Source organism: Flavobacterium panici (genome assembly GCF_903819335.1).
Classification (GTDB): Bacteria; Bacteroidota; Bacteroidia; order Flavobacteriales; family Flavobacteriaceae; genus Flavobacterium; species Flavobacterium panici.
In genome coordinates this window covers 29,128-52,571 of record NZ_CAIJDE010000069.1, presented here as the reverse complement: position 1 = coordinate 52,571, position 23,444 = coordinate 29,128, and the positions used below count along the sequence as shown (strand labels likewise).

General features: G+C 31.4%; 23 protein-coding genes and 1 tRNA gene. 5 read left to right on the top strand and 19 right to left on the bottom strand.

Annotated elements, in window-relative coordinates:
- Positions 1–109 precede the first annotated feature (109 nt).
- The 4 genes from FLAPXU55_RS23595 to FLAPXU55_RS23580 form a co-directional block, all read right to left on the bottom strand.
- Positions 110–1,513 (bottom strand): type III PLP-dependent enzyme domain-containing protein, encoded by a 1,404-nt coding sequence (locus FLAPXU55_RS23595; protein WP_053473228.1) that lies wholly within the window; start codon positions 1,511–1,513, stop codon positions 110–112.
- Positions 1,514–1,812: 299 nt separating this feature from the next.
- The gene (gene aroB / locus FLAPXU55_RS23590; RefSeq protein ID WP_053473262.1) at positions 1,813–2,880 is read right to left on the bottom strand and encodes a 3-dehydroquinate synthase; all 1,068 of its coding nucleotides are present in this window, start codon (positions 2,878–2,880) and stop codon (positions 1,813–1,815) included.
- Between the two features lie 118 nt (positions 2,881–2,998).
- Positions 2,999–4,333: a tetratricopeptide repeat protein gene (locus tag FLAPXU55_RS23585; protein ID WP_180861837.1), complete on the bottom strand. Its 1,335-nt coding sequence runs from the start codon at positions 4,331–4,333 to the stop codon at positions 2,999–3,001.
- Between the two features lie 59 nt (positions 4,334–4,392).
- The gene (locus tag FLAPXU55_RS23580; RefSeq protein WP_180861836.1) at positions 4,393–5,700 is read right to left on the bottom strand and encodes an O-antigen ligase family protein; all 1,308 of its coding nucleotides are present in this window, start codon (positions 5,698–5,700) and stop codon (positions 4,393–4,395) included.
- Positions 5,701–5,859: 159 nt separating this feature from the next.
- Here FLAPXU55_RS23580 and FLAPXU55_RS23575 point away from each other — a divergent pair, with 159 nt between their 5' ends.
- Entirely contained in the window at positions 5,860–7,029 is a 1,170-nt protein-coding gene (locus FLAPXU55_RS23575; protein ID WP_053473225.1) for a proline dehydrogenase family protein, read from the top strand.
- 457 nt (positions 7,030–7,486) lie between these two features.
- On the opposite strand, the gene FLAPXU55_RS23570 is transcribed toward FLAPXU55_RS23575, so the two are convergent.
- Positions 7,487–9,271 carry an ABC transporter ATP-binding protein gene (locus tag FLAPXU55_RS23570; RefSeq protein ID WP_180861835.1) on the bottom strand — a complete coding sequence of 595 codons (1,785 nt, stop codon included), beginning with the start codon at positions 9,269–9,271 and terminating at the stop codon, positions 7,487–7,489.
- 267 nt (positions 9,272–9,538) lie between these two features.
- Between FLAPXU55_RS23570 and FLAPXU55_RS23565 the strand changes: the two genes are divergently transcribed.
- Positions 9,539–9,613 (top strand) — tRNA-Val (locus FLAPXU55_RS23565).
- 104 nt (positions 9,614–9,717) lie between these two features.
- Here FLAPXU55_RS23565 and FLAPXU55_RS23560 read toward each other — a convergent pair.
- Positions 9,718–10,449, bottom strand: a complete 732-nt coding sequence (locus FLAPXU55_RS23560) for a pentapeptide repeat-containing protein (RefSeq protein ID WP_180861829.1) — start codon at positions 10,447–10,449, stop codon at positions 9,718–9,720.
- 370 nt (positions 10,450–10,819) lie between these two features.
- On the opposite strand from FLAPXU55_RS23560, the gene FLAPXU55_RS23555 reads away from it, so the two are divergent.
- Positions 10,820–11,230, top strand: a complete 411-nt coding sequence (locus FLAPXU55_RS23555) for a helix-turn-helix domain-containing protein (RefSeq protein WP_180861828.1) — start codon at positions 10,820–10,822, stop codon at positions 11,228–11,230.
- A gap of 116 nt (positions 11,231–11,346) precedes the next feature.
- A complete protein-coding gene (locus FLAPXU55_RS23550; RefSeq protein WP_180861827.1) occupies positions 11,347–11,742 on the top strand; it encodes a VOC family protein in 396 nt (131 codons plus the stop codon).
- Between the two features lie 61 nt (positions 11,743–11,803).
- Here the strand turns inward: FLAPXU55_RS23550 and FLAPXU55_RS23545 are convergent, their stop codons facing one another.
- From FLAPXU55_RS23545 to FLAPXU55_RS23500, 10 genes are all read right to left on the bottom strand, one after another.
- The gene (locus tag FLAPXU55_RS23545) at positions 11,804–12,163 is read right to left on the bottom strand and encodes a nuclear transport factor 2 family protein (protein ID WP_180861825.1); all 360 of its coding nucleotides are present in this window, start codon (positions 12,161–12,163) and stop codon (positions 11,804–11,806) included.
- A 57-nt stretch (positions 12,164–12,220) separates the two neighbouring features.
- On the bottom strand, positions 12,221–13,150 hold the full coding sequence (locus tag FLAPXU55_RS23540) for a hypothetical protein (protein WP_180861823.1): 930 nt from the start codon (positions 13,148–13,150) through the stop codon (positions 12,221–12,223).
- 87 nt (positions 13,151–13,237) lie between these two features.
- Positions 13,238–13,780 (bottom strand): helix-turn-helix domain-containing protein, encoded by a 543-nt coding sequence (locus FLAPXU55_RS23535; RefSeq protein ID WP_180861821.1) that lies wholly within the window; start codon positions 13,778–13,780, stop codon positions 13,238–13,240.
- Between the two features lie 20 nt (positions 13,781–13,800).
- Complete coding sequence (locus tag FLAPXU55_RS23530; protein WP_180861819.1) at positions 13,801–14,583, bottom strand: alpha-ketoglutarate-dependent dioxygenase AlkB; 783 nt, start codon at positions 14,581–14,583, stop codon at positions 13,801–13,803.
- A gap of 9 nt (positions 14,584–14,592) precedes the next feature.
- Complete coding sequence (locus FLAPXU55_RS23525; protein WP_180861817.1) at positions 14,593–15,822, bottom strand: hypothetical protein; 1,230 nt, start codon at positions 15,820–15,822, stop codon at positions 14,593–14,595.
- 51 nt (positions 15,823–15,873) lie between these two features.
- Positions 15,874–16,287: a VOC family protein gene (locus tag FLAPXU55_RS23520; protein ID WP_180861815.1), complete on the bottom strand. Its 414-nt coding sequence runs from the start codon at positions 16,285–16,287 to the stop codon at positions 15,874–15,876.
- A gap of 68 nt (positions 16,288–16,355) precedes the next feature.
- Complete coding sequence (locus FLAPXU55_RS23515; protein WP_180861813.1) at positions 16,356–17,474, bottom strand: FAD-dependent oxidoreductase; 1,119 nt, start codon at positions 17,472–17,474, stop codon at positions 16,356–16,358.
- Between the two features lie 61 nt (positions 17,475–17,535).
- Positions 17,536–18,300 carry a helix-turn-helix domain-containing protein gene (locus tag FLAPXU55_RS23510; RefSeq protein ID WP_180861811.1) on the bottom strand — a complete coding sequence of 255 codons (765 nt, stop codon included), beginning with the start codon at positions 18,298–18,300 and terminating at the stop codon, positions 17,536–17,538.
- Between the two features lie 38 nt (positions 18,301–18,338).
- Positions 18,339–19,526 carry a hypothetical protein gene (locus FLAPXU55_RS23505; protein ID WP_180861809.1) on the bottom strand — a complete coding sequence of 396 codons (1,188 nt, stop codon included), beginning with the start codon at positions 19,524–19,526 and terminating at the stop codon, positions 18,339–18,341.
- Between the two features lie 228 nt (positions 19,527–19,754).
- Entirely contained in the window at positions 19,755–20,717 is a 963-nt protein-coding gene (locus tag FLAPXU55_RS23500; RefSeq protein WP_180861807.1) for a helix-turn-helix transcriptional regulator, read from the bottom strand.
- A 95-nt stretch (positions 20,718–20,812) separates the two neighbouring features.
- Here FLAPXU55_RS23500 and FLAPXU55_RS23495 point away from each other — a divergent pair, with 95 nt between their 5' ends.
- Positions 20,813–21,976, top strand: coding sequence for an FAD-dependent oxidoreductase (locus FLAPXU55_RS23495; RefSeq protein ID WP_180861805.1), 1,164 nt, complete (start codon positions 20,813–20,815; stop codon positions 21,974–21,976).
- A gap of 159 nt (positions 21,977–22,135) precedes the next feature.
- Here the strand turns inward: FLAPXU55_RS23495 and FLAPXU55_RS23490 are convergent, their stop codons facing one another.
- Genes FLAPXU55_RS23490 through FLAPXU55_RS23480 form a run of 3 tightly spaced genes read right to left on the bottom strand, consistent with a single transcriptional unit; the run spans position 22,136 to position 23,314 of the window.
- Positions 22,136–22,510 carry a DoxX family protein gene (locus FLAPXU55_RS23490; RefSeq protein ID WP_180861803.1) on the bottom strand — a complete coding sequence of 125 codons (375 nt, stop codon included), beginning with the start codon at positions 22,508–22,510 and terminating at the stop codon, positions 22,136–22,138.
- A gap of 6 nt (positions 22,511–22,516) precedes the next feature.
- Complete coding sequence (locus tag FLAPXU55_RS23485) at positions 22,517–22,984, bottom strand: SRPBCC domain-containing protein (protein ID WP_180861801.1); 468 nt, start codon at positions 22,982–22,984, stop codon at positions 22,517–22,519.
- A 3-nt stretch (positions 22,985–22,987) separates the two neighbouring features.
- Positions 22,988–23,314: an ArsR/SmtB family transcription factor gene (locus FLAPXU55_RS23480; RefSeq protein WP_180861798.1), complete on the bottom strand. Its 327-nt coding sequence runs from the start codon at positions 23,312–23,314 to the stop codon at positions 22,988–22,990.
- Positions 23,315–23,444: the final 130 nt, after the last annotated feature.

Here is a 23,444-nt window from a genome sequence, read left to right as displayed (position 1 = left end):
TTTGTTTTTTGTTTTTTTGTTTTTTTTGAATTAAAAGTTTTTAACCTTTTGGATATATGCAAATTAATAATTTTCTAATTATTAACCTTAATTAATTTACAGTTTTTTTTTACAATTTTTTCTTGTAACCTAATATTTTTAATACGTCGTCTGAAGTCTGTTGTTCAGAGAAAACTTCTGTTGCCAAAATTCCATTTTCATCGCGATCTATCAAAATATGTTTAGGCTGCGGAATCAAACAGTGGTGCAAACCTCCGTAACCTCCAATTGTTTCCTGATATGCTCCAGTATTAAAGAAACCAATATATAACGGCTTTTCTTTGTTGTATTTAGGCAGATAAATGGCGTTCATATTTTGTTCTGAATTGTAATAATCATCACTATCACAAGTCAATCCACCTAACAGAACCCGCTCGTAAGTATCATTCCAGCGATTAATCGCCAGCATAATAAAACGTTTATTGATAGCCCAAGTATCTGGAAGAGTAGTAATGAAAGAAGAATCGATCATGTTCCATTTTTCTCTATCATTTTGTTGTTTTTGATACAAAATCTGATAGATTGCTCCACCGCTTTCACCTACAGTAAACGATCCAAATTCAGTAAATATGTTTGGAACATCAACTTCGGCCTCATCACAAGCTATTTTAATTTGATTGATAATTTCATCAATCATATATTGATAATCATATTCAAATGCCAGCGAGTTTTTAATTGGAAAGCCGCCTCCAATGTTCAAACCATCAAGAGTTGGACATTCCTTTTTAAGTGCAATGTATACTTTAATACATTTTACAAGCTCGTTCCAGTAATATGAAGTATCATTTATTCCGGTATTAATGAAAAAGTGAAGCATTTTAAGCTCTAATTTGTCATTTTCCTGAATTTGTTTTTTGTAAAACGATACGATGTTTTTATAACCAATTCCTAATCTTGAAGTATAAAACTCAAATTTAGGCTCTTCTTCGGCAGCAATACGGATTCCAATTTTGAATTTTCCTTTGATTTCTCCCTGAAGTAAATCAAGTTCTTCGTAATTGTCAATAATCGGAATAGTATTTTTATGTCCGTTATTAATTAACCTCGCAATATTATTGATGTATTCGTCTCTTTTAAAACCATTACAAATTACATAAGTACTTTTGTTGATTTTACCATTTTCTAATAAATTCTCGACAATATTAACATCAAAAGCAGATGATGTTTCAATGTGAATGTTATTCTTGAAAGCTTCATTCATAATGTATTCAAAATGAGAGCTTTTTGTACAATAACAATAGTAATATTTTGCTTCGTATTTATTCTTTTCCATTGCGTTTCTGAACCAGGCTTTTGCCTTATTGATGTTTTCAGAAATTTGAGGTAAATAAGTAAACTTTAATGGAGTACCATATTGTTCAACCAATTTCATCAAATCGATGTTATGAAACTGAAGGTTGTCTTTGCTTAGTTTAAATTCTTCTTGAGGGAAGTAATAGGTTTGATTTATTAAGTCCGAATATTTTGTATTCATTTATATTTCAATATTTTAAGTAGTAATTATTAAATTTAGTGATTTTCTTCTAAATTTAAAATTCAAACTCTAATATTAGCAAATATAATTTGCAGTTTTTCGTGTTCTGCTTTCGAACATTGGAAAACATCAAAACAAAACGGGCTTTTACTATTATAAAAACGATTCAACATTCTAAGTAAAGAACTGTTGAGGCGGTTTCTGTAAGAGCTGAATTGTCTTTGTTTATTGTTTGTTTTCATTGTGGCAAATGTAAAAAATAATATATACCAAAAGCAATGCTTTTAATTAAAAAAAGTTTAAGATTTATAATCTTGAAACGCAGCTAGAATTAATTTATTTTCAACGGATTGGTTAATTTTTATCTTTCCGATTCCTTCAATTAAAGCAAATTGAATCAATCCGTATTCATTTTTTTTGTCATGAATAAGCAATTCCAGGATAGGATCGATGTCATTTTCTTCAAACTTTACATCGTCATAAATTGCTTTTATAGCCGTTTTTATTTCAGAATATTCTTCGGAAGTAATTAAATCTTTATGAAGGGAAATATAACTTTCTAAGATCATTCCCACAGCAATTGCTTCTCCATGTAATAAAGTTGTTTTAGATTCACTCTCTAAAAAGTAGCTTTCAATGGCATGACCAAGAGTATGTCCGAAATTAAGTGCTTTACGAATATTTTTTTCTGTTGGGTCCTGAATTACGATTTCGTTCTTAATTTCAACCGAACGGTAAATCAATTGATCTAATGCATTATAATCAATAGCGCCCAGATCAAGAAATTCTTTCCAGTAAGCTGCATCATAAATTAAACCGTGTTTTAGCATTTCTGCAAGTCCGGAACGCATCTCACTTTGTGGTAAAGTTTCAAGATATTCTGTATCGATCAAAACCATTTGCGGAACATTTATAACTCCAATCTGGTTTTTAAGGTTTCCTAAGTCAACTCCGGTTTTTCCTCCCACAGAAGCATCAACCATAGATAATAGGGTAGTAGGGATATTTATAAAATCAACTCCTCTTTTAAAAGTTGAAGCTACAAAACCGCCTAAATCTGTTACAACACCGCCTCCAAGATTGATTATAAGTGATTTTCTGTCTGCACCAAGCTCAGTTAAAACATGCCAGATTTCAATACAGGTTTCTATATTTTTATTGGCTTCTCCTGCTTCAAATTCAATAATTTCAATATTTAAGTCTGTTTCAATTACAGGTAAAAGTTTTGGCAGGCAATACTCATTTGTCTCAGTATCAACAATAATAAAAATATTTGAGTATTTATTTTCTTTTAAATGTTTATTTAAAGCTTCGTATGCATATTGGTTAAAATGCACGAGATAATTGTTCGCTTGAATAGATTGCATAATTCTTCGGTTAATTGAAACCGCAAAATAAGGCATTTTTAACTAAAATATATTCAAATTTTGACCCTAATTTGTTTAAAAACGAATCATTCTAAATTAATGTCTAAAAGAACAGAAACTATTCACACATCTTAAGTAATTGTTGTGCATCAGAATAGTTTTTGCTTTTTGATATATTTAAATATTTGCACGCATTAGTTTTGTCATTTTCTTTTAAATAACAAATTGCAAGGAAATATTCTGTTTTTCCACCATTTAAGCCCGGATATTTTAAGGCATTCAGTAAGTAATTGATCGCTTTTTTTGACTGGCCAACTTTTAAATAATAGAATCCAATATTTTGTGCAGCGTAAATGCTTTTTGAATCAATTTTTAAAGCTTTTTGATAAGATTCCAAAGCTTCATCCATTTTTTTCTGTTCTTCAAAATTTTGTCCTTCCGTAATTAAATCGGCAATCAAAAGATCATTTTTGCGTTTTTTTAATGTTGCTTCATCTGCAAAATTATTATTTTGACTCGTAGCTATTAATTGTTTGGCTGCAGGATAATTTTTATCTTTTGATAAATTAAAATATTTAAGAGCATTCGTTTTATCATTTTCTTTTAAATAAGCAATACCTAAGAAAAACTCTGTTTTTCCACCATTTAAACCAGGATATTTTAATGCTTCAAGTAAAGCATTTATTGCTTTTTTGTTTTGGCCTTGCTTTAAATAATTGAATCCTATATTTTGTGATGCATAAACATTTTTAGGATCAATTTTTAATGCTTTTTCATAGGATTGGAGAGCATTATTCAAATCAGATTTATTCTCAAAATTCTGACCTCCAGTTAGGTAACTCGTAATTAAGAGTTGATTTTTTTGAGCTGTTAAAGTACTATCCTCAGGAAATTTTTTCAATCCCTGATCAATAAACTTAAGTAAATTTTGATAATTATAACCTGAAAATTTAAGCCCGCGGGCTGCAAGATCCCATGTTTGAGGCATTGGTCTGTATTGAGAAAACAATTTATGTTGTTTTACTATTTCAGTTGTATCTCTTTTTGAAATGGCAAAATTAATTGAAGTCTTAAATATGTCATAATTTCTTGGACGCAGATAAAACGCCTGCTTAGCATAAATATAGGCACTGTCAATATCGCCTTTATGTTTAGATATTACTTGTTTGTAAAATTCAATACGTCCGGCATAGCCATTAATTTTTTTAGCTTTTGCGAAACATTTTAAAGCTTTATCATATTGTTTTTCACGAACATAATAAATTCCGGCATATTCATAAAACGATTCTGAACTACTAAAAGTATTTGGGTATGCAGCCATTTTATTTACGACCTGGTCTCCAGTAAGAAATCCTTTTAGGTTTACATTTATATCATCACGAGCAATTAAGTACTCTAAATTTGAGGCTTTATATATTATAAAAGCAGAATAACTTGTTAGTATAGATACCACAATTATAATTGGAGCTGTAACTTTTAGTGAAAATAATTTATTCGGTAATGCGATTTGATTTAATTAGTTAAGGTCAAGGCCAAAATTAAACTGAAAAATATTGCCATCGTAGGTCTGTACATTGGGAAATTAAAGAATGAATCTATTCCATATACAATTAAAAGCAATAAGGTTAACAGAGCAATTGTTTGGGATTCTTTGTTTTTTGGTTTTAGAATTCTTTTTAGATTTATAATAAAGACACCAATAAATATTGAAAGATAAATTAAGCCGTTTATTATTCCTGTTTCGGCTAAAATTTCAATAAAATCATTATGCGCGTGTAAAGAAACCGTCGAATCGTTTGAAGTTGTTTTTTCATAAGGAATTGACTCAACTTGATAATTCCCTAAACCAATTCCTATAATTGGATTTTTTTTGCTCATCTTGAGAGCATTATTCCAAAATATTAATCTTGCTTTTGAAGATTCATCTTTTGTGTTTATCTGGCTTACTCTATTTTCTAAGGAAACATATCTCCCTTTATCTTTTGATTTTTGAAATATTGAGTTTGCAAATAATATGGCAGTCAATATCGGAATTATCAAAAATAAAATTTTAGAAACTGTTGTTCTTTTAAATGAAAATTCTTTTAAAAGATAAATTATGTAAATCGAATAAATTAAAAATAAGTTAATAAGCGGTGTTCTGGCTCCCGTTAAGAAAATAACTGAAGTGACAGAAAATAAGATAAAAACTAAAAACCACTTTTTGTATGTCGTAAAATGAGTTATACCCAGTAATAAAAAAGGAACTTTAATGGTAAGACTGGCCGCCAAAATATTTATATTTCCTGTATTTCCCTTCATTCCATTTAATAAATCCATAATTGAAGCATGACGCGGAATAATAATAAAATGACAAAGCTGCTCCCAGGATTGAATTAATGCACTGATGCTCACAATGAATATAATTTTATAAAGGAGATCTAATTTATTTTTTAAAAGAATAGAAAGGTTTATAAATAAGCCGAATACAATTACTATTTCTGTAAATTTTGTAAAAACTAATGATGTGTTTTTTGCCACAAAATAAGATATAGCACAAAAAAAGAGGAACGCTAAGTATAATTTAAAAATATAACTTCTCTTTAACGAAGAGAAAGTATCTGCGGCAATTAATGATGGATTGAAATAAAAATAAACAGCAATAATTGCGTTTAATACTGAAAGATATAAAAACTGTGGATTAATAATTTCTGCACTTTTAAAATAAGGAAGAAAGTCAATTATTAATAACGAAGAGATAAAAAGGAGAACTATAAAATTAGGAATAGAATATTTTCCTTTTACTTCACTTATAATACTATCAATTTGTTGAGTATTCATACGTTTTCATTTTTTTGCAAAATTACGTAAAAATTAAAGTAAAATCCTACTTTTAAAACAAAGAATATTTTTAAGAGGTTTAAAGATATCAAAAAATATCATACGATTTCGTAAATAATATTCAAAACAGTCTATATCTTTGCACAAAAACTAAACTTAATGGAAAAAATATTCGATAACACTCAGGTTGCTTTTTCACTTAAAAGTGATACAGAACTTGACAGGGCTTATTTTCTTTTTAAAATGATTGATAGTGAGCCGTTAGTACGTATTGGAACTGCTGTTACAAATTTTGCAATCAAAGCACATCTTCCGGTTGAAGGATTGATTCGTGCAACGGTTTTTGATCATTTTTGCGGCGGAGTAAATGAAGATGACTGTTTAACCGTAGTAGATAAAATGTTTACCAAAGGCGTTTCATCTGTATTAGATTATTCAGTAGAAGGAAAAGAAGAAGAAGCACAGTTTGATGCGGCTTTAGAAATGACCTTAAAAACTATTGAATTTGCAAAAGAACGTTTAGCGATCCCGTTTGCAGTATTTAAACCAACAGGTTTAGGGCGTTTTGAATTGTATGAGAAATTAGGAGAAAAACAAACTTTAAGTCCAGCAGAACAAGAAGAATGGAATAGAGTTGTAAATCGTTTTGATCAGGTTTGCAGTGAGGCTCATAAAAAAGATGTTGCCTTATTGATTGATGGTGAAGAAAGCTGGATGCAGGATGCCGCTGATGAATTAGTTACGGATATGATGCGTAAATACAATAAAGAAAAAGCTATTGTATTCAACACTTTACAAATGTACCGTTGGGATCGTTTGGATTACTTGAAAAAATTGCATGAAGTGGCTAAGGCCGAAGGTTTCTTTATTGGAATGAAATTGGTTCGTGGCGCTTACATGGAAAAAGAAAACAAACGAGCTGAAGAAAAAGGATATGTTTCGCCAATTTGCGTTTCTAAAGAGGCAACAGATATTAATTATGATGCTGCTGTTCACTATATGTTAGAGCATTTAGAAACAATGTCCATTTTTGCTGGAACTCATAACGAATTGAGCTCTTATAAACTAATGGAAATGATGGCTGAAAAAGGAATTGCTAAAAACGATAAAAGAATTTGGTTTGGACAATTATACGGTATGAGCGATAATATTAGTTACAACTTAGCAGAAAACGGTTATAATGTAGCAAAATATCTTCCGTTTGGACCTGTAAAAGATGTTATGCCATATTTAATTCGCCGTGCAGAAGAAAATACTTCTGTAGCAGGACAAACAAGTCGCGAGTTATCTATGATTAAAGCTGAACGTAAACGTAGAAAAGGGAAATAATAGTTTTCAGTCTCAGTTTACAGTTACACATAAAAAAAGCTCCAATTTTAATTGGAGCTTTTTTGTTTTATCTTAATTCTTTATATAAACTGGACTAAAGTCCAGCCCTACAATATGGATCGAGCCAGAGGCTCTTTTTATAGTTCCAAAGGAACAAATTATGTTGTAGAGTTGGGCTTTAGTCCAGTTAACTACAATATGGATCGAGCCAAAGGCTCTTAAGTAGTTCCGAAGGAACAAATTATATTGTAGAGCTGGACTTTAGTCCAGTTTAACTACAATATGGATCGATTCAAAGGCTCTTAGGTAGTTCCGAAGGAATAAATTATATTGTAGAGCTGGACTTCAGTCCGGTTTAACATGTTCATATCCAAAAAAAAATCAAACCCAACAGGTTTTAAAAACCTGTCGGGTTTGCATTATAATTGAAATTTGAAATTTTTAAATTGAAATTTATTTAAGAATTACTAAACTGTAGATTGCTTAAGTTTTTATAAATTCCGTTTTCCAGATTTATTAATTCCTGATGCGTTCCTTCTTCTGAAATTTTTCCGTTATCCAGAACTAAAATTTTGTCTGCATTTCTAATCGTCGAAAGGCGATGAGCAATGATAATACTTGTTCTTCCTTCCATTAATACTTCTAAAGCTTCCTGAACCAGTTTTTCGCTTTCGCTGTCTAGAGATGAAGTTGCTTCGTCTAATATTAAGATACTTGGGTTTTTAAGTAAAGCTCTTGCTATTGCAATACGCTGACGCTGTCCGCCAGATAATTTAACGCCTCGTTCTCCAACCAAAGTTTCAAATTTCTCTGGGAAACCGTCTACAAAGTTGAATGCATTTGCTTGTTTTGCTGCCAATATTATTTCTTCATCAGATGCATCTGGTTTTCCGTATGCGATATTTTCTCTGATAGTTCCGCCAAAAAGAATAACATCCTGGGGAACAATACTCATATTTCCACGAAGAGCTTCCAAATCATAATCATAAATGTTTTTTCCATCAACAGTAATTTCTCCCGAAGTTATATCGTAAAAACGTAACAAAAGAGAAGAAATAGTAGATTTTCCGGCGCCACTTGGACCTACAATTGCTATTTTTTGTCCAAATTCTGCAGAGAAATTCACATTTTTCAATACCTGAATCTCCTGACGTGTTGGGTAGCTGAAAGCAACATTATTGAAAGTTACGTTTCCTTTAATTTTTTCCTGAGTTTTATTTGAATCTGAATTTATTTTCTCCGGACTTTCATCTAATAATTCAAAAACACGTTCTGTAGCTCCAATTGCTTTCTGGATTTGGGCATATAACTCGGCAATTCCACCAAAAGAAGCACCAACAAAAGTAGAATACAATACAAATGAAATTAATTGTCCAACGCTCATTTCGCCGGCAATACTCAAACGGACACCAAACCAAACTACTGCTACAATTGCGCCAAATAAACAGAAAATAATAAATGAGGCAAAATAACCACGGTATTTACCGCCTTTAATAGCCAGTTTTACAACATCACTAATTTTACCTTTATAACGTGCAATTTCGTACCATTCATTAGCAAAAGCTTTCACAATGCTGATTCCCTGCATCGTTTCTTCAACAATTACCTGACTTTCTGCAACCTGATCTTGTACTTTTTTAGAATATTTTCTAATAAATCTTCCAAAAACTACTGCTGCAATAGCTACTAAAGGCACAACTGAAAGCATTAATAAAGTCAGTTTTAAACTTTCTGTAGCTAATAAAATTACACCACCAATAATTAAGATAAACTGACGTAAAAACTCAGCAATTGTTGTGGTTAAAGTATCCTGAATTTGTGTGATATCGGCGCTGATTCGGCTGTTTAATTCTCCGACTCTTTTTTGAGAGAAGAAAGTCATTGGTAGTTTTACCAAATTGGTATACAAAGCCAAACGCAGGTTTGCCAGCGTATTTTCGGTAAAATTTACAAATAATGATAATCTGAAGAAAGAGAAAAATGACTGCAAAAACAGAATTACAATTAATCCTAAGGCTATTTTATTAGCTTCGTCATTGTTTTTGTTTTTTACACAATCTACAAGCATTCCCATTAATTTAGGAAAGGCAAGGGCAGTAGCGCCAGTTAAAAGCAGAAAAATTAATCCGATGAAAAATTTCCATTTGTGGTTTCCTGCGTATGTAAATATTGTTTTTGCTTTGTTAAGAGAAGTAGCTGTAATTTTTGATTTAGGTAAATCGTTTTCTTTATATCTAGCCATTAGAATATACTGTTTTTAGGTATGCAAATGTATGACTATAGCAAAAGATTACAAAGCATTATTAAGAATTAGAAACCCAGATTTCGTTTTTTAACGAAATTATAAGAAAACCTGGAATTTTATTTCTTTTTTAAGAAGCTGAAAAATAGGTTTCTAAATAAACGCATGAAAAAAATATTAGATTTTTTTTGAAATATACTTGCAAATACAAATTCTAGCTGTATATTTGCACTCGCAATCACAAAATGATAGCAGCCTAGTAAAATAGGGCGATTAGCTCAGCTGGTTCAGAGCACCTCGTTTACACCGAGGGGGTCGGGGGTTCGAACCCCTCATCGCCCACAGAATTTAAAACTCCAAAGTCTTTTTGATTTTGGAGTTTTTTTTGTTTTGAATTTTAGTTTGTAATTCCCTGATATTTTAAATGCCCCTTTTAATACTAGGTTTTATTTGCGATCTAATCTAAAAATATTCATATCGCGATTATGACTGGTGAATTCATTAAGATTATATTTTTCTCTTATTTCGCCGAAATTGATGTTTTGATTTCTTTCCATTTCATCAAACCAAAATTCAGAACCAACTATTGCACCATCAAATTGTGCATTATGAAAATTACATTTTTCAAACTTTGTATTAATTAAATTGGCACCTCCGAATCGACAGTCTGTTAAATTGACGCTCACGAATGATGATTCTTCTAAATTTGAAATATAAAAATTACAATTACTCATATTAGCTAATATAAATAAAGAGTCATAAAGATTTGTTCCGCTAAATTGCCATTTTTGCATTTCCTTATACTGTGAAAGTGATTTGTCAGTTGCAAGATAACAATGTGACAAATCCAATTCCTTTACATTCAGATCTACTAACCTTTTTATCAAGCCTCGCGTCCGATACATTGCTTCTTCTGTTTTCCAAAATTTATAATCATTAAGTTCTTCTTGATAACGTTTTATTGTCTCTAAACGAGAAGTAATCGATTCATAGATTGTTAGTAAAATTCCTAAAATGAGTAAATCAAAAAGTAGTCCATGAAACTCAACTAATATGTCATGGATTTTAAAGTCCGGATCAAGAATATCGAAAATAATAATTAAAATCAAACATAAAATTGTCAAAGAAACAAATAGATTTGTTTTTGATTCGAGAGATTTTTTGAATAGTTTTTTCATGATGGTTTAAACTTGCCACTAATGTATTGGCAGTATAGTGGGTTTGGGACTAAATTAAGTTCTATTATCCGATTTACCAAATCATATCAAAGACAAAACCAACTTCCTAATTAAGCCAATTGCTTGTTCTTCATAACCAAAAAAGATAAAGGCTTACAGGAAAGTTGTTTATACTGAAAATAATTATGTTTTTATTTTGGTAGCAATTTAGACTAATAACCTTCTATTTTTTTAAGAGAATAATCTGTATAAAAAACCAATATATTATATGTAAAACGGATAATTTACGGGATATTTTTTTATCTTTGAAACTCAGGATTTTTAATCCAAATGGCTTTATATTTAAGCTTTCGGAAAATTGATATTCATTATGGAACAAAAAATACATCAAGGAAGAAACGTAAAACGTTTTAGAGAAATGCTTGGCATAAAACAAGAAGGATTAGCTTTTGATTTAGGAAACGACTGGAATCAAAAGAAAATTTCTTTGCTAGAGCAAAAAGATGTAATTGAAGATAATATTTTGAAACAAATCTCAAGTATATTGAAAATTCCTGTAGAAGCGTTTCAGAATTTTGATGAAGATCAAGCAATAAATATTATTTCTAATACATTTGATAATTGCCAGCAACCAGCATCTGTATTTTACAATTCTAATATTAATCAAGTGGATCAATTTGTTAAACTTCACGAAGAAAAAATTGCATTATACGAGCGAATGCTGAAAGAGAAAGAAGAAATGATGCAAAGACTTGAAAAATTAATAAATAATTTGAAATAATCTATTTCTAAATATAATCAGCAAAGTCTTATTATTTTGGAGTTTTTTTTATAAAAAGCGGTATAAATGCTTATTTTAATTCCTTAACTTTATTTATCTAATTAAAAACTAAAGTTATGAAAACTAGAATGATATGGGGAAACCTCGTAACAAATGATATACAAAAAACAATTGAATTTTATACAGCATTAGGTTTCAAACAAAACGGAACAGAAACAAATGAACTAGTTAGTTTTTCATTTGCAGACAGTAATTTTATAATCAACTTTTTTACGCCAAAAAGATTTGAGTGGGCTTTAAAAGGTAAATTGACAAATACAAATGCTGAAAATGAAATTATTTTTTCATTATCTGCAGACAGTAAAGAAGAAGTAGAACTTTGGCTTGATAAAGTTAAAAAAGCTGGTGGCACAATTTTCTCGGAACCTGAAGATTTTGAAGTAGGCTATACCTTTGGTTTTGCCGATCCTGACGGACATAAATTCAATTTTTTATATTGGCCGGGAATGTGATTATACAGAAATGAAAAAGCTCCATTAAAAAATAATGGAACTTTTTTAATTATTCACTTGATTAATTCTCAACCAGTTCAATATCCATAGTTTTTATAAGTCCGTCCTGGAAAGTATAAACATGTTTTACCAATCCGTCGAACATTAAATTGCCTTGTAAATCTTTTACATTTTGGTGCACTTTGACTTCCAGACTTCCGTTTTCTCTTTCGGTAAAACCAACTGGATTAACTTTTGGGTTTATTTCTGTCCATTGTCTTGTCCAATATTGCTTGATTTCATCGTGTCCGCTTATGTAACCGCCTTCCCAGGCTTTTGACCACTGTACATCTTTCTGCATTGTCGATAATGCGTTGTCGATGTTTCTTTCGTTAAATGCAGAATATGCTTTTTCAATAACTTCTTCTAGTTGATTTGCCATTATATTGATTTTTGATTGATTTCTACTGCTAATATAAACATTCTGTAGACAAGGAGCTCACTCAACCTTAAACCTTTCATTTTTACAGTCAATAATCAATTTATGATTTAAAAAGATTTTATTTCCAATCATTCCCTGCATTCCGGAGCGTTTCATTAAAAAAGTCTGCATTTTTGAAACCCCTTCAACATATGTTACTTCTGAAATTTTTAATTGTGTGTCTCCAAACTGCATTTTTTTATTTGCAGAAGCAGAAATCACAGTCAATACATTCCCCCAGGAATTTCCTTTTTCTACTTTTAATTTACTGTTTTTGAGTTTGTATTTTTGCCATTCTTCTTTATTTATAATCAATTCATAGCCACTTGTACCAGAATCATAGAGCAATTTTAAATCTTGGTTTTCAATTTTTGCAGGAAAAAGAAGTTTACGTTTCTTAAATTCAAATTTTGTAAATCCGTTTTCAATTTCATTTTCTGTAAATGAGCATGTGTTATTTATGAAATTCAATGAAACTATTCTTTTTTCTAATAAATCGGTTCCAATTGTCCCTATAATATTGACAGAATTTGGATTGTCTAAATCAGCTTTTTTACCATAATCTAACAATTGAAATTTTTTAGAAGAAATACTTAGATTCTTTACTTTGAAGTTTAATGAAACATCTTCTTTAAAATCAATTTGTGAAGGAAATTTTTCCTGAACAGATTGTAGTGATTTTTTGTAGAAAACAGTTATTGGCGAACCAAAATCCAGCTGCATATAAAATGTTTTTTTTATGCCTTTTAATTCAACAGGCAAAAGAAGAGCGGCATATGGATTTCCTTCATCTGAAACCCATTTTACAGAAGCGTTTTCTGCATTTCCCGAAACCTTAAGATAGTTTTCCGGTGGACTAAATTTTCTGTCAAAATAAAAATAGCCGCCAATTAGTGAAAGGACAATAAGAGCTACGAAAGCCAGCACGATTTTTTTAATTATTTTCATTACAATTTTTTTTGCAATATTGAGAATTGTAATGTGATTAAATCAAAAAACGGATATGACTTTTTTACGTCAATTTAACGACATTGATTATAAGATACTGTATTTCAGTTTTATATATAAATCTGATTTTTGAGTTAAACTCATCCCATTTTTAAAAATTATATAAATATTTATAACTTTTAACAACACTAAGAAGACAATAAACAGTGGAAAATTCAGTGAAAATGCTTTCTGAATAAACGGACTTATAAGCATCAAAGTTCCTAGAACAAAAGTGTAAATAATCTGCACTGTCAAAATACTTTTTCCTAATTCTTTTGCTTTTGGTTCTTTCGATTTATACGTCAAAATAGATGGGAAAATAATATTTCCAAATGGAATAACCAGAGAAGACAAAGCAGAAAAATTAATGAGTTTAGCCCGTTTAATTTCAGGATCATCTTGTGCATCTGAAATTAAATCTTCGGGTTGAACTTCAAATGATTTGGCCAAAGCTTTGAGCGTAAAACCTTTTAGAATATTTCCCGCTTCGATTCTTTGTATTGTTCGCAATGAAAGCCCTGATTTTTCAGCAAGCTCAGTCTGAGTCAGATGTTTTTCTTCTCTCAATATTTGAACTTTTGTTTTCATTTAATTAATTGTTTAAACTATTATTTCGGAGGCATAGTATCACTAATACTCAGCGTATACGATAATTTTGGATAAGTAAAATCCATAGTAAAATTTTCCTGTCCTCTCAATTTATAAAATTCTGATTTTTGATCTTCATTTGCCAATTCTAATAATGCTCCGTTAGAAAATCTAGGTTTATTATCATCAAACTGAATAAAGGTTTTGGATTTTCTAAAAGTAATTCCCAGCCATTTATTTGCTTCTGATGTTTTTTGTTTCGGTACAGCTTCTAATATAATTTTATGAAGAAATGCAGTGTTTGCCGACAACGGAAATAATACAACCGAATTATGATTTAAAACAATATCAAATTCTTCATCTGTCGATTTATCTTTTACTTTAAGCTTTCTTAAGTTTTTTTCAGACAGTTTTTCAGGATTTTCATAACAGCTGAAAAGCCCAATACAAGAGTCTTCTTCCAGATCTAAAGCCTGATCTGAATGATATTTCATCGTAGCATAACTTGAATCGTAAACTTCAATTAATGCATTATTAAAATCAACTTTGGGTAAATTATCTATGTTATTCTTTTCAATTTCAGCATTTAAACTAGCTATTATGGATTGATGTAATGCAGAAAATTGATTAGCAGGAATATTATAAATCGTAGTTGTTCTCACAATAGGAACACCTTTATCTTTTACATCAACTAAATGATTTCCGAGTCTGCCTTTTCCTGTGATTTCAAAATCAGCAGAATGCAGCAGTTCATTAAATAAATTATTTTCGAATGGAAGGATAATCTTTTGAAAGTCTTTCATTTTAGGAAATTAATATATTGGCTTTTCATAATCACCAGCATTCATACTAAAATGAACTTTTCCGTATTCAATGTTCTTTACGGTCATATTTTCTTCATAATAAGAATCTCGCAAAGCGATCATTGTTTCTTCTGTCATTTCTTCCAGTTTAATTAAACTGCCGTTTTCTTTAATATAAGTTTGATTTTCAGTGTAAACTGCTTCCAGATTAGAGCATCGGGCAACATATCCCATTCTAATTGGGATTTGATCTACATTTAATGCCGAAGGCCTAATTTCATGTGTATACAATCTATTTGTTGAAAGTGGGATTATAAAAGCTGAATTTGGATATAAAGTAACGCTGAATTCTTTTTCTAAAGAAGCATCAGTAACTGTATTTTTTAACTTAAAATGAAGCCTCGTCAATCCGCTTGTTTCTTTATAGCACCAATCGTATCGGTCTTTTTTAGAAGGTTTAAGTTTGTCAAAATTGGAATTATCATAGAAAGTACAAAAAGCAATAATTCCTTCTTTTGGCATATCCTTGGTTTTATCAGAATGTGCTTTTATTTTCGATTTTACTTCCTTAGAATTTTCATCTGATTTTACTTTATTTTCATAAATCTGAACCAATACATGATTTACCTTCGTTTTTTCTTCAAAAGTCTGATTAACCGCTTCGTTTAAGGCTTTCATTACAGTCTTATCTGTTTCACGAAAATTATCTGTTGGGCCTGTAAAATTACTGGAGCATCTTAAAAGATTAAAATGCAGTATTTCTTTATCCGCAGTTTCTTCTTTTAAAATCTCACTTAAATAAATCCCGGTTCTCAAAGCTTTAGACCCTTTGTTGGACTCCGTTAAATTTTGAAATAAATGCTCCGATTTGATTTTATCGAAATAACCATTCCCAATGAACATTTCTCTAAAATAAACCCCGGCGTTACTCACCAAAACAGGAACTTGTCCAAGTTCTACAAATTTGATATTTGAACTTGCAAAGCCTTCATAATTAACAGAAAACTCTTTAATTACAAAGTAAGTACCGCTGGTATTTTTAAGCCTGCTGATATCACCAAAGACATAAATTGTTTTATTGTTTAAAGAAGTATTAATCTCCGAAAGGTCTTTAATAACTTTTCCGCAGAAATTAGAAACTAAATATTCCAGTTCTGATGATGTGTCGATTGAATCTTGTAAAACAAGAAGTATGTTTTTGTCTTTTGAAATGCTGTTTTCAGTATGCGGTTTGGTCATTATTTTATTTAAATATGGATTAGGCTAAAAGAGTTTATTTATAGATAAATATTAATAAACCGGTTCCCAAAGCTCAATTTTATTCCCCTCAGTATCCATTATATGCACAAATTTGCCATAATCATAAGCTTCAATTTCATCAAGAACCGTTACGCCATTTGCTTTCAGTTTTTCTACAAGACCTTCAATATTTTGAACACGGTAATTCACCATGAAATCTTTTTTTGATGGAGAAAAATATTCATCACCTTTTTTAAAAGGACACCATTGCGTTGATTCTATCTGCTCTGGTTTATCAAGATTTCTGGATTCAAAACTTGCCGAACCCCAATCGTTGATTTCTAATCCTAAATTTTTAGCATACCAATCTTTAGTTTCCTTCGGATTTTCAAGAAAAAAGAAAATACCGCCAATTCCGGTAACTTTTGGAGTTGTATCGTCTGGTTGATTTTGTGAGTCTGACATATTCTTCGTTTTAAAGGTTAGTTTTCTTTGACTAAGATAAAATTATTTTCATCACAAAAGGTAAATTTTCAATCAACAAATTTTAGAAAAGTAAAATCCGTTTTAAGCATTTCTATTTCATTTTCTCTGGTTTGTTGCTGCGCTTCTTTGGCATAAACAAGCATTCTTTCTTCGTAATTATGTATAGCACTTTCAATAGTTTGAAATTCTCCATTTAATATATTTTCAGATAAAATTAAAGCATCAAGAAGCCCAATATTTGCGCCTTGTCCCGCAAAAGGAGGCATTAAATGTGCCGCATCACCAATAAGCGTAATAGGCAAGGGGCGGTTATTTTTCCATGTTTTTTCTACAGATATCTTTTTAGTAGGCAGTCCGGTAAAGAAAGAAGTGGCACGAAATAATTCTTTATAGGATTCTCCCCAATCAGAAAGTTTATTTAAAAGAAATGTTTTGACGTTTTCTATATTTTGAAAATCGATTTCTAACGTTTCGGGCATTTTAAAAATGACATTATAACTTAAAGCATTATTGTTTTTAGGATTGGCAACCAATAAATTACCATTGTTAGAAGTCATCAAAATTTTATCACCGCACAACTCATAAAAACCTAAAGATTTAGCTTCTGATTCTGAAACTTCGCCTTGAATCATATACGTTCCTGTAAGTTCAACTTCGGCATCTGTAATATATTTTCTAATAGAAGTCATACCGCCATTTGCACCAATAATAAAATCAGCTGCTGCCGTTTTTCCGTTTTCAAAATGCAAAAGCCATTTTCCGTTTTGTTCTTCAATATCAGTTAGTTTACTATTCCAAACAACTGTATTTTCTTTTAAGCTGTCGATTAGTAATGTTCTTAAATCGTTTCGGTTTATTTCAGGAGCGTCGTATTGTTCTTCTTCAGTAGTTTCTTTACTAAATAATACATTTCCTTTGTAATCAGTCATAATTCTCCCCATTGGAATCGCCATTTTATAATACGTTTCAAGCAATCCTGCTTTCTGCATCGCGTCCTGACCGGAACCTTTATGTAAATCGAGCGTTCCGCCCCAAATTCTTGCTTTTGGGTCTTTATCTCTTTCGTAAACCGTAACATCAATTCCGTTTTGCTGTAATAATCTTGCCATTGTTAAACCAACCGGGCCTGCGCCAATAATGGCTATTTTTTTATTTGTAAGTAACATAATTTTATTGTTTAATTAGGTTACAAAATTGAGAAGACTATAGGAGATGAAATAGTAAAAATCAGTCGTTTTTGGTATTCATTTTTTTAATTGCCACGATATCCATAAAACGATTGTCTTTGTTTTTACTCAATTCTTTTGGCGTAACGCCGGAGTATTTCTTAATTTCTTTGATAAAATGATTTTGATCTGTGAAGTTTTGATCGGGAAAAAGTATGCCTTCGCTGATAGGTTTAAATGAAGAACCAAAGCGCAGAATATTGCAGTAAGCTTTTAACGAAATACCAAATTGCTGATTGAAGTAACGATTAATCTGGCGGCTGCTCCAAAACACGTTTTCAGATAGTTCCTTAACGCTTATCGATCCTTTTGAAGAATAAATAAGCTCAAATAATTTTCTTTTTCGGTTGTCAATATCTGATGTTGTAATGCTGTTTATTATTTGGGTTGCTTTACTGCAAAAATTCTCAAGAGTTTTTAAATCCTCAGCTTCAAACTGCCAGATTTCGTCTGAAATAATTTTATCATCATTTAAAACATCTTTGATAGAATCTCCAAATAAATATTCAACCGCAAGCAATTTAAAACCAATAGAAAACATTTTTGTTCCAATAGGAATTATAATCTGACTCGGAATTGTATCTAAACCCCGAATCGTTTTTTGCCAATTATCAGCATTTGAATTCATAACCGCAAAATCAACCATTGCGTTGGGCAAAATAGTTGACGGAATTTCTTTCCCAGTATTGTTCTCAAACATCCAAAAGCTGTGAACAAAATGCGAAATAGAATTATCCGGTAAAGCTGATTGAATTAATAAAGTCATTTTACTTTTAATAAGTAATTCAAAAGTACTATTTATTCTTAATGCTTCGTATTTACGGCATTAAAAGAATAGGAAACCATTAAATAACTCCAAAATGCGAGTTTATTTTCATCCTGAATTTTAGGAAGATGCTGCATCGCATTTGTTGAACTGTACCACGAAAATGCATAATTAATTTCTAATTGTTTTATTGGAGTATATTTTAATGAAAGATCATTTTCAAATCCAAGGAACTTTTTTACATTTTGCCCTTCATCATTTTTTAAGGGAAATTGATTGTAAAAAAGATGAAAATCAGAACGAACAGAAAGTTTATCAGTTAAAGGAAATGAAGCAAATAAATACGGATTTACTAAACCTTTGCCACCAACATCTGCCGGAAAACGGGTAAATACATTCATATTTCCGTTAAATTTCCATGTCACGCCATAAAGCACATCAAAACTTTCTGATTCATCTGCAGGTAATTGTGAACGGTTTCCGCTGATTATTTCTGCACCTAAACGCAATATTGCTGTATTGAAAGAAAAGCGAATTTCCGGCTGAAAATAATAGGCAAACAATTTCTTGCCTTGAGATGTTCGTCCAAATTGCAAATAAGAATTTAATGTATAATACCAGTTATTGCTTTTATATTCAATTCTTCCTCCAGATGTGGCGCGCCCGTACCTATTTCCAGATGCAGGATTTTCAAATAAATCGAATACATTCAATGAATTAAAAGAAAATCCATTGTCAAAATTATAATTGAAATTATTGACGGCTAAATATTTGTATTTATTAGAAGCCACGGGAGAGTAGGCCGGGTCAAATTCATTTCCGTATTTTCGGGTAAACAAAAAGAAAAAATCATTAGAGAAATGTTTTGCCGTTTTCATCAATCGTATTCCTTCATGCGCTCTGCCTTGCTGTGCCCAGGGTGCGTCAGAAAAAAGCCTTCCGTTGTCTAATAAAATACTTTGTCTTCCGAGCCGAATATTGAATGATTTGAATTTAGTTTCAAAATATAATTGATAGAAATTTATACTTCCAATTTTTGATTTTAAATTTTGTTCTTCCCAAACATGAATTTCTTGTATATCAGACTTTATTAACCATTTTTCTGCCGTATACGACATCGATATTCGGTTTCTTTGTGTTGTATAGAAATAAGGATCTATAGAATCGTTTGGCGGAAGAAAATAGTTAGAAGTATATTCAACTCTTGGCCTTAGTTCTATATTCATTAAAAACTGATTGGAGACAGGTTTTATTTCCTGAGCAGAAAATTGAATTGAAAATAAAAATAGCAGGAAAGAAATAAAGATTTTGACAAAGTTGAAAGCGCTGTTTATCATTTGAGATTATAATCAAATATCTTTATTAAAACTGTGATTTGGTTACTGATTTCTTTTTTGCTAATATAAAACTATTTCTAAAATGCCTTACATCATTTTTAACACATAAAGTATTGATTATGTTAGCGAATATTTCTTAGGTTTCAGTCCAATTTGCTGTTCAAAAACCCTTGAAAAATGACTCAGATTGGTAAATCCTAATTGATAACCAACTTCTGAAACTGACAAATGTTTTTCCTTTAAAAGCCTGGCAGCTTCCTGTATTCTCATAAATTGATAATATTCAAAAACACCTTTACCAAAAGTCTGCTTAAACAATTTTCTAAGCTTGGGTTCGCTCATTCCGGCTTCTTTAGCTAGTGAATTAATCTCTGGAGCTTTGTCTAAATTGGATTGCAAATGGTATTTAATGGCATAAATTGCCTTAATATCTTTTATATGTATGCCGCTTGCTGGTGTATCTTCCCGCTGCAATAACAAAGCAAAAATATGGCAAAGCAGTTCTTCGCATTTTAGTTTGTTATAATGATTGTCTAAACTTTCGGGCACAGATTGATGCAGCATTTCGCTTGCTGTTGTAATCATGGCGGGAGAAATTCCAATTTCGTAAGCAAAAGTATCTTTAGATGAAAGGATGCTTGAAACTATTGGATGTTGTAGTTCTCCAAATCTTTCCTGTAAATATTCTCTTGATGCAGAAATGGTTACACTTCTAAAAAATGTATTTTGAGGCATGGATATTACAGAAGAAACAGATTGCATGGCGATAAAAACATTGGGTTGTTCTGCGATTATTGTTTCTTGTTTTTGGTTAGAAGAATCAAAAATACCGCTTAAAAAAAAGATCACATTTTCTTGTCCTTCGGGAATTTCATTTTTACGATCAAGAACAATTTCTTCTTTTAAATAATAATTCCTGATCATCATTCGCAAATCTTTTCCCCATGTAAAACCAGTCATATAGCCTTCTCCCAGATGCTGTGGAATATCAATAAAACGACCGCGTACACGAGCTCCAATTGCATCGGCAAACTTATGCAGGATTCCTGAACCGTTTTTATCTACAACTTCAATTTTCATTTACGACTATTTTAATATCAAAATCGAATATTTTACCTATAAATATACAGATAATTTTGTAATGAAAATTTAAACAAATTAAAAAAGATATAAGTATGTTATTAGATAATAAAAAAGTAGCCATTATTGGCGGAGGCCCAGGCGGATTAACTCTTGCCAGACTACTGCAGAAAAAAGGAATTGATGTAAAAGTTTATGAAAGAGACGAAAATCGTAATGTTCGTCAGCAAGGTCATACACTTGATTTACATGAAGATACAGGTTTAAAAGCGATACAGGAAGCTGGATTAATGGAAGAATTTAAAAAATACTATCGCCCCGGAGCAGATAAAATGCGAATTGCCAATAAAGATATGACTGTAGTATTTGATGATCAGGAAGAAAAACCTGAAGAAGATTTCGGAAACGAGCATTTTCGCCCGGAAATTGACCGCGGACCTTTGCGTGATTTACTGATTGCCTCGCTTAAAGAAGAAAATGTGATTTGGAATTCTAAATTCACCCAAATGAAACCTTCTGGAACTGGCTGGGAAATTTCTTTTGAGAATGGAACGACAACTTATGCCGATTTTGTAATTGCTTCAGACGGCGCAAATTCGCGTGTGAGAAAATATCTTACAGACATCGAGCCTATATTTTCGGGCGTTACGGCTGTTGAAATTAATATTTATAAGGCAGAAAAAAACGCACCAAATCTTTGGAAGCTTGTAAACGACGGAAAACTTTTTGCTCTGGAAGAAGGTAAAACATTCTTTTGCAGCTCAAAAGCTGATGGCACCTTAACGATTTTAATTGGAATAAAAACAGAAGATAATTGGGTTACCAATTCAGGAATTAATTTTAAGGATAAAAGCTCGGTTGCTGAATGGTTTAAAAACGAATTCAGAACCTGGAATACTGATTGGCAGGAAATTTTTGAAACCAATGAAATTTCTATTATTCCAAGACCTATGTATCATTTCCCGATTGACCAATATTGGAAACCGCTGTCAAATCTTACCATAATTGGTGATGCCGCACATCGTATTCCGCCTTATGCAGGAGAAGGAGCAAACCAGGCTATGGCCGATGCTTTAGACTTTTATGAAATATTTTGTTTTGGTAATCATGAAACTACAGAAGATGCTGTTTCTTTATTTGAAAATAAAATGCGCAGTCGTATGGAAGAAATAACAGAAGATACTTTAAAAATGACCGACGCTATGCATGTAGAAAGCAATTTAGAGTTTTTAACTGATTTTTTTAATCAAGTTTATTAGTTTACAGTCACAGTCGCAGTTTTCAGTTTTGAAAACTGCTGTCACCCTGAGCGAAGTCGAAGGGCTTTTTACGAAACGAGGGCTTCGACTTCGCTCAGCCTGACAATCTATAAACTATGACTGCAAACTGAGACTGAAAACTGCGACTGTAAACTGAGACTAAATAACCGTTTTTCTCGAAACAGGTCTAAAATACCATGAAGTAACAGTTAAAACCAATAATAATGTTGGTCCAAAATACGCTACACCAGAATCTCCTACAGCAAAATGAGAGAAAATAGCACCGCTCATGGCAAAGAAGAATCCTGCGTAAGCCCATTCTTTTAATAAAGGAAACTTTGGAATTAAAATAGCAATTACACCTAAAATTTTCCAAACGCCAAGAATGGTTAAAAAGTAAAGCGGATAGCCTAAATTTGCCATCATATCGGCTTCTTCTTTCATTTTTATAATTTGTACAATTCCAGTTGAAGTCATTCCTAATGCCAGCCAAATTGTGGCAATCCAATAAATAATTTTGTTTCTTTTGCTCATAACGATTTATTTAAGTTTGTTTACTATTTCCTGTAAGCGATTGTGTGCGAAATTTAGACCTTGTGCAAAAGGCAATTTCAATTGTTGATCTCTGTGTTCTACAGATTTGTAGATAATCTGCATTGTCAATCTGCTTGTATCTTCTGTAAGTTCTTCAAACTCCAAAAACTCCAATTGAGGCGCAAAATTGGCATTGTCCATTTCAAAAGTTCTGGTAATTCTTTCATTAGGAACAAAATCATGAATGACACCATTGGCACTAAATACAACATTTCCGTTTGGGTCTTTAGTTTCAAACTGCCAGCCGCCGTGTTGTTTATTTTCTAATTTTACCACTTTTGTTCCCATCCATTGTTCCACAATTTCAGGCTCCGCATAAGCTTTAAAAAGTAAATCAACCGGAAGATCAAATTCTCTTGTAATTACGATTTCCTGCTGGCCATTTTCGGCATTAATTTTTGTTTTACGTTCCATAAATTAATCTTTTTTCGGTTTATAGTTTTTCATTATACTTTCTAATTTATTAAAACGATCGTCCCACATTTGGCGGAATGGCTCAATAAAATCAGCAACTTCTTTTATTTTCTTCGGATTTATATAGTAATAAATCTCGCGTCCGTTTTGCTGTTGGTCAAGCAGTTCGCATTCCGTTAATATTTTAATATGTTTCGAAATAGTCTGTCTTGACGAATCAAAATTTTCCGCTATAGTTCCTGGTGTCATCGCCTGAATGGCCACCAAATTTAAAATTGCTCTTCGCGTTGGATCGGCAATTGCCTGAAAAACATCTCTACGTATTTCCATTGTGCAGTTATTTGACTGCAAATATAATGAAGTCATTTGACTGCGCAATATTTTTTTTTGATTTTTTTCATCATCCGTTAAACCGGATTAAAATCCGGCCCTACAATATAAATCGAGCCTCTGGCTCTTT

What these genes read in the sequence shown, in the direction of transcription:
- FLAPXU55_RS23575 (WP_053473225.1), top strand. Translation starts at nt 5,860, where the DNA reads ATGGAAAAAATATTCGATAACACTCAGGTTGCTTTTTCACTTAAAAGT.
- FLAPXU55_RS23510 (WP_180861811.1), bottom strand. Translation starts at nt 18,300, where the DNA reads ATGACTTTATTAATTCAATCAGCTTTACCGGATAATTCTATTTCGCAT.
- FLAPXU55_RS23520 (WP_180861815.1), bottom strand. Translation starts at nt 16,287, where the DNA reads ATGTCAGACTCACAAAATCAACCAGACGATACAACTCCAAAAGTTACC.
- FLAPXU55_RS23515 (WP_180861813.1), bottom strand. Translation starts at nt 17,474, where the DNA reads ATGTTACTTACAAATAAAAAAATAGCCATTATTGGCGCAGGCCCGGTT.
- FLAPXU55_RS23570 (WP_180861835.1), bottom strand. Translation starts at nt 9,271, where the DNA reads ATGGCTAGATATAAAGAAAACGATTTACCTAAATCAAAAATTACAGCT.
- FLAPXU55_RS23480 (WP_180861798.1), bottom strand. Translation starts at nt 23,314, where the DNA reads ATGGAAATACGTAGAGATGTTTTTCAGGCAATTGCCGATCCAACGCGA.
- FLAPXU55_RS23495 (WP_180861805.1), top strand. Translation starts at nt 20,813, where the DNA reads ATGTTATTAGATAATAAAAAAGTAGCCATTATTGGCGGAGGCCCAGGC.
- FLAPXU55_RS23545 (WP_180861825.1), bottom strand. Translation starts at nt 12,163, where the DNA reads ATGGCAAATCAACTAGAAGAAGTTATTGAAAAAGCATATTCTGCATTT.
- FLAPXU55_RS23555 (WP_180861828.1), top strand. Translation starts at nt 10,820, where the DNA reads ATGGAACAAAAAATACATCAAGGAAGAAACGTAAAACGTTTTAGAGAA.
- FLAPXU55_RS23485 (WP_180861801.1), bottom strand. Translation starts at nt 22,984, where the DNA reads ATGGAACGTAAAACAAAAATTAATGCCGAAAATGGCCAGCAGGAAATC.
- FLAPXU55_RS23525 (WP_180861817.1), bottom strand. Translation starts at nt 15,822, where the DNA reads ATGACCAAACCGCATACTGAAAACAGCATTTCAAAAGACAAAAACATA.
- FLAPXU55_RS23540 (WP_180861823.1), bottom strand. Translation starts at nt 13,150, where the DNA reads ATGAAAATAATTAAAAAAATCGTGCTGGCTTTCGTAGCTCTTATTGTC.
- FLAPXU55_RS23500 (WP_180861807.1), bottom strand. Translation starts at nt 20,717, where the DNA reads ATGAAAATTGAAGTTGTAGATAAAAACGGTTCAGGAATCCTGCATAAG.
- FLAPXU55_RS23560 (WP_180861829.1), bottom strand. Translation starts at nt 10,449, where the DNA reads ATGAAAAAACTATTCAAAAAATCTCTCGAATCAAAAACAAATCTATTT.
- FLAPXU55_RS23580 (WP_180861836.1), bottom strand. Translation starts at nt 5,700, where the DNA reads ATGAATACTCAACAAATTGATAGTATTATAAGTGAAGTAAAAGGAAAA.
- aroB (WP_053473262.1), bottom strand. Translation starts at nt 2,880, where the DNA reads ATGCAATCTATTCAAGCGAACAATTATCTCGTGCATTTTAACCAATAT.
- FLAPXU55_RS23595 (WP_053473228.1), bottom strand. Translation starts at nt 1,513, where the DNA reads ATGAATACAAAATATTCGGACTTAATAAATCAAACCTATTACTTCCCT.
- FLAPXU55_RS23550 (WP_180861827.1), top strand. Translation starts at nt 11,347, where the DNA reads ATGAAAACTAGAATGATATGGGGAAACCTCGTAACAAATGATATACAA.
- FLAPXU55_RS23530 (WP_180861819.1), bottom strand. Translation starts at nt 14,583, where the DNA reads ATGAAAGACTTTCAAAAGATTATCCTTCCATTCGAAAATAATTTATTT.
- FLAPXU55_RS23505 (WP_180861809.1), bottom strand. Translation starts at nt 19,526, where the DNA reads ATGAATATAGAACTAAGGCCAAGAGTTGAATATACTTCTAACTATTTT.
- FLAPXU55_RS23535 (WP_180861821.1), bottom strand. Translation starts at nt 13,780, where the DNA reads ATGAAAACAAAAGTTCAAATATTGAGAGAAGAAAAACATCTGACTCAG.
- FLAPXU55_RS23490 (WP_180861803.1), bottom strand. Translation starts at nt 22,510, where the DNA reads ATGAGCAAAAGAAACAAAATTATTTATTGGATTGCCACAATTTGGCTG.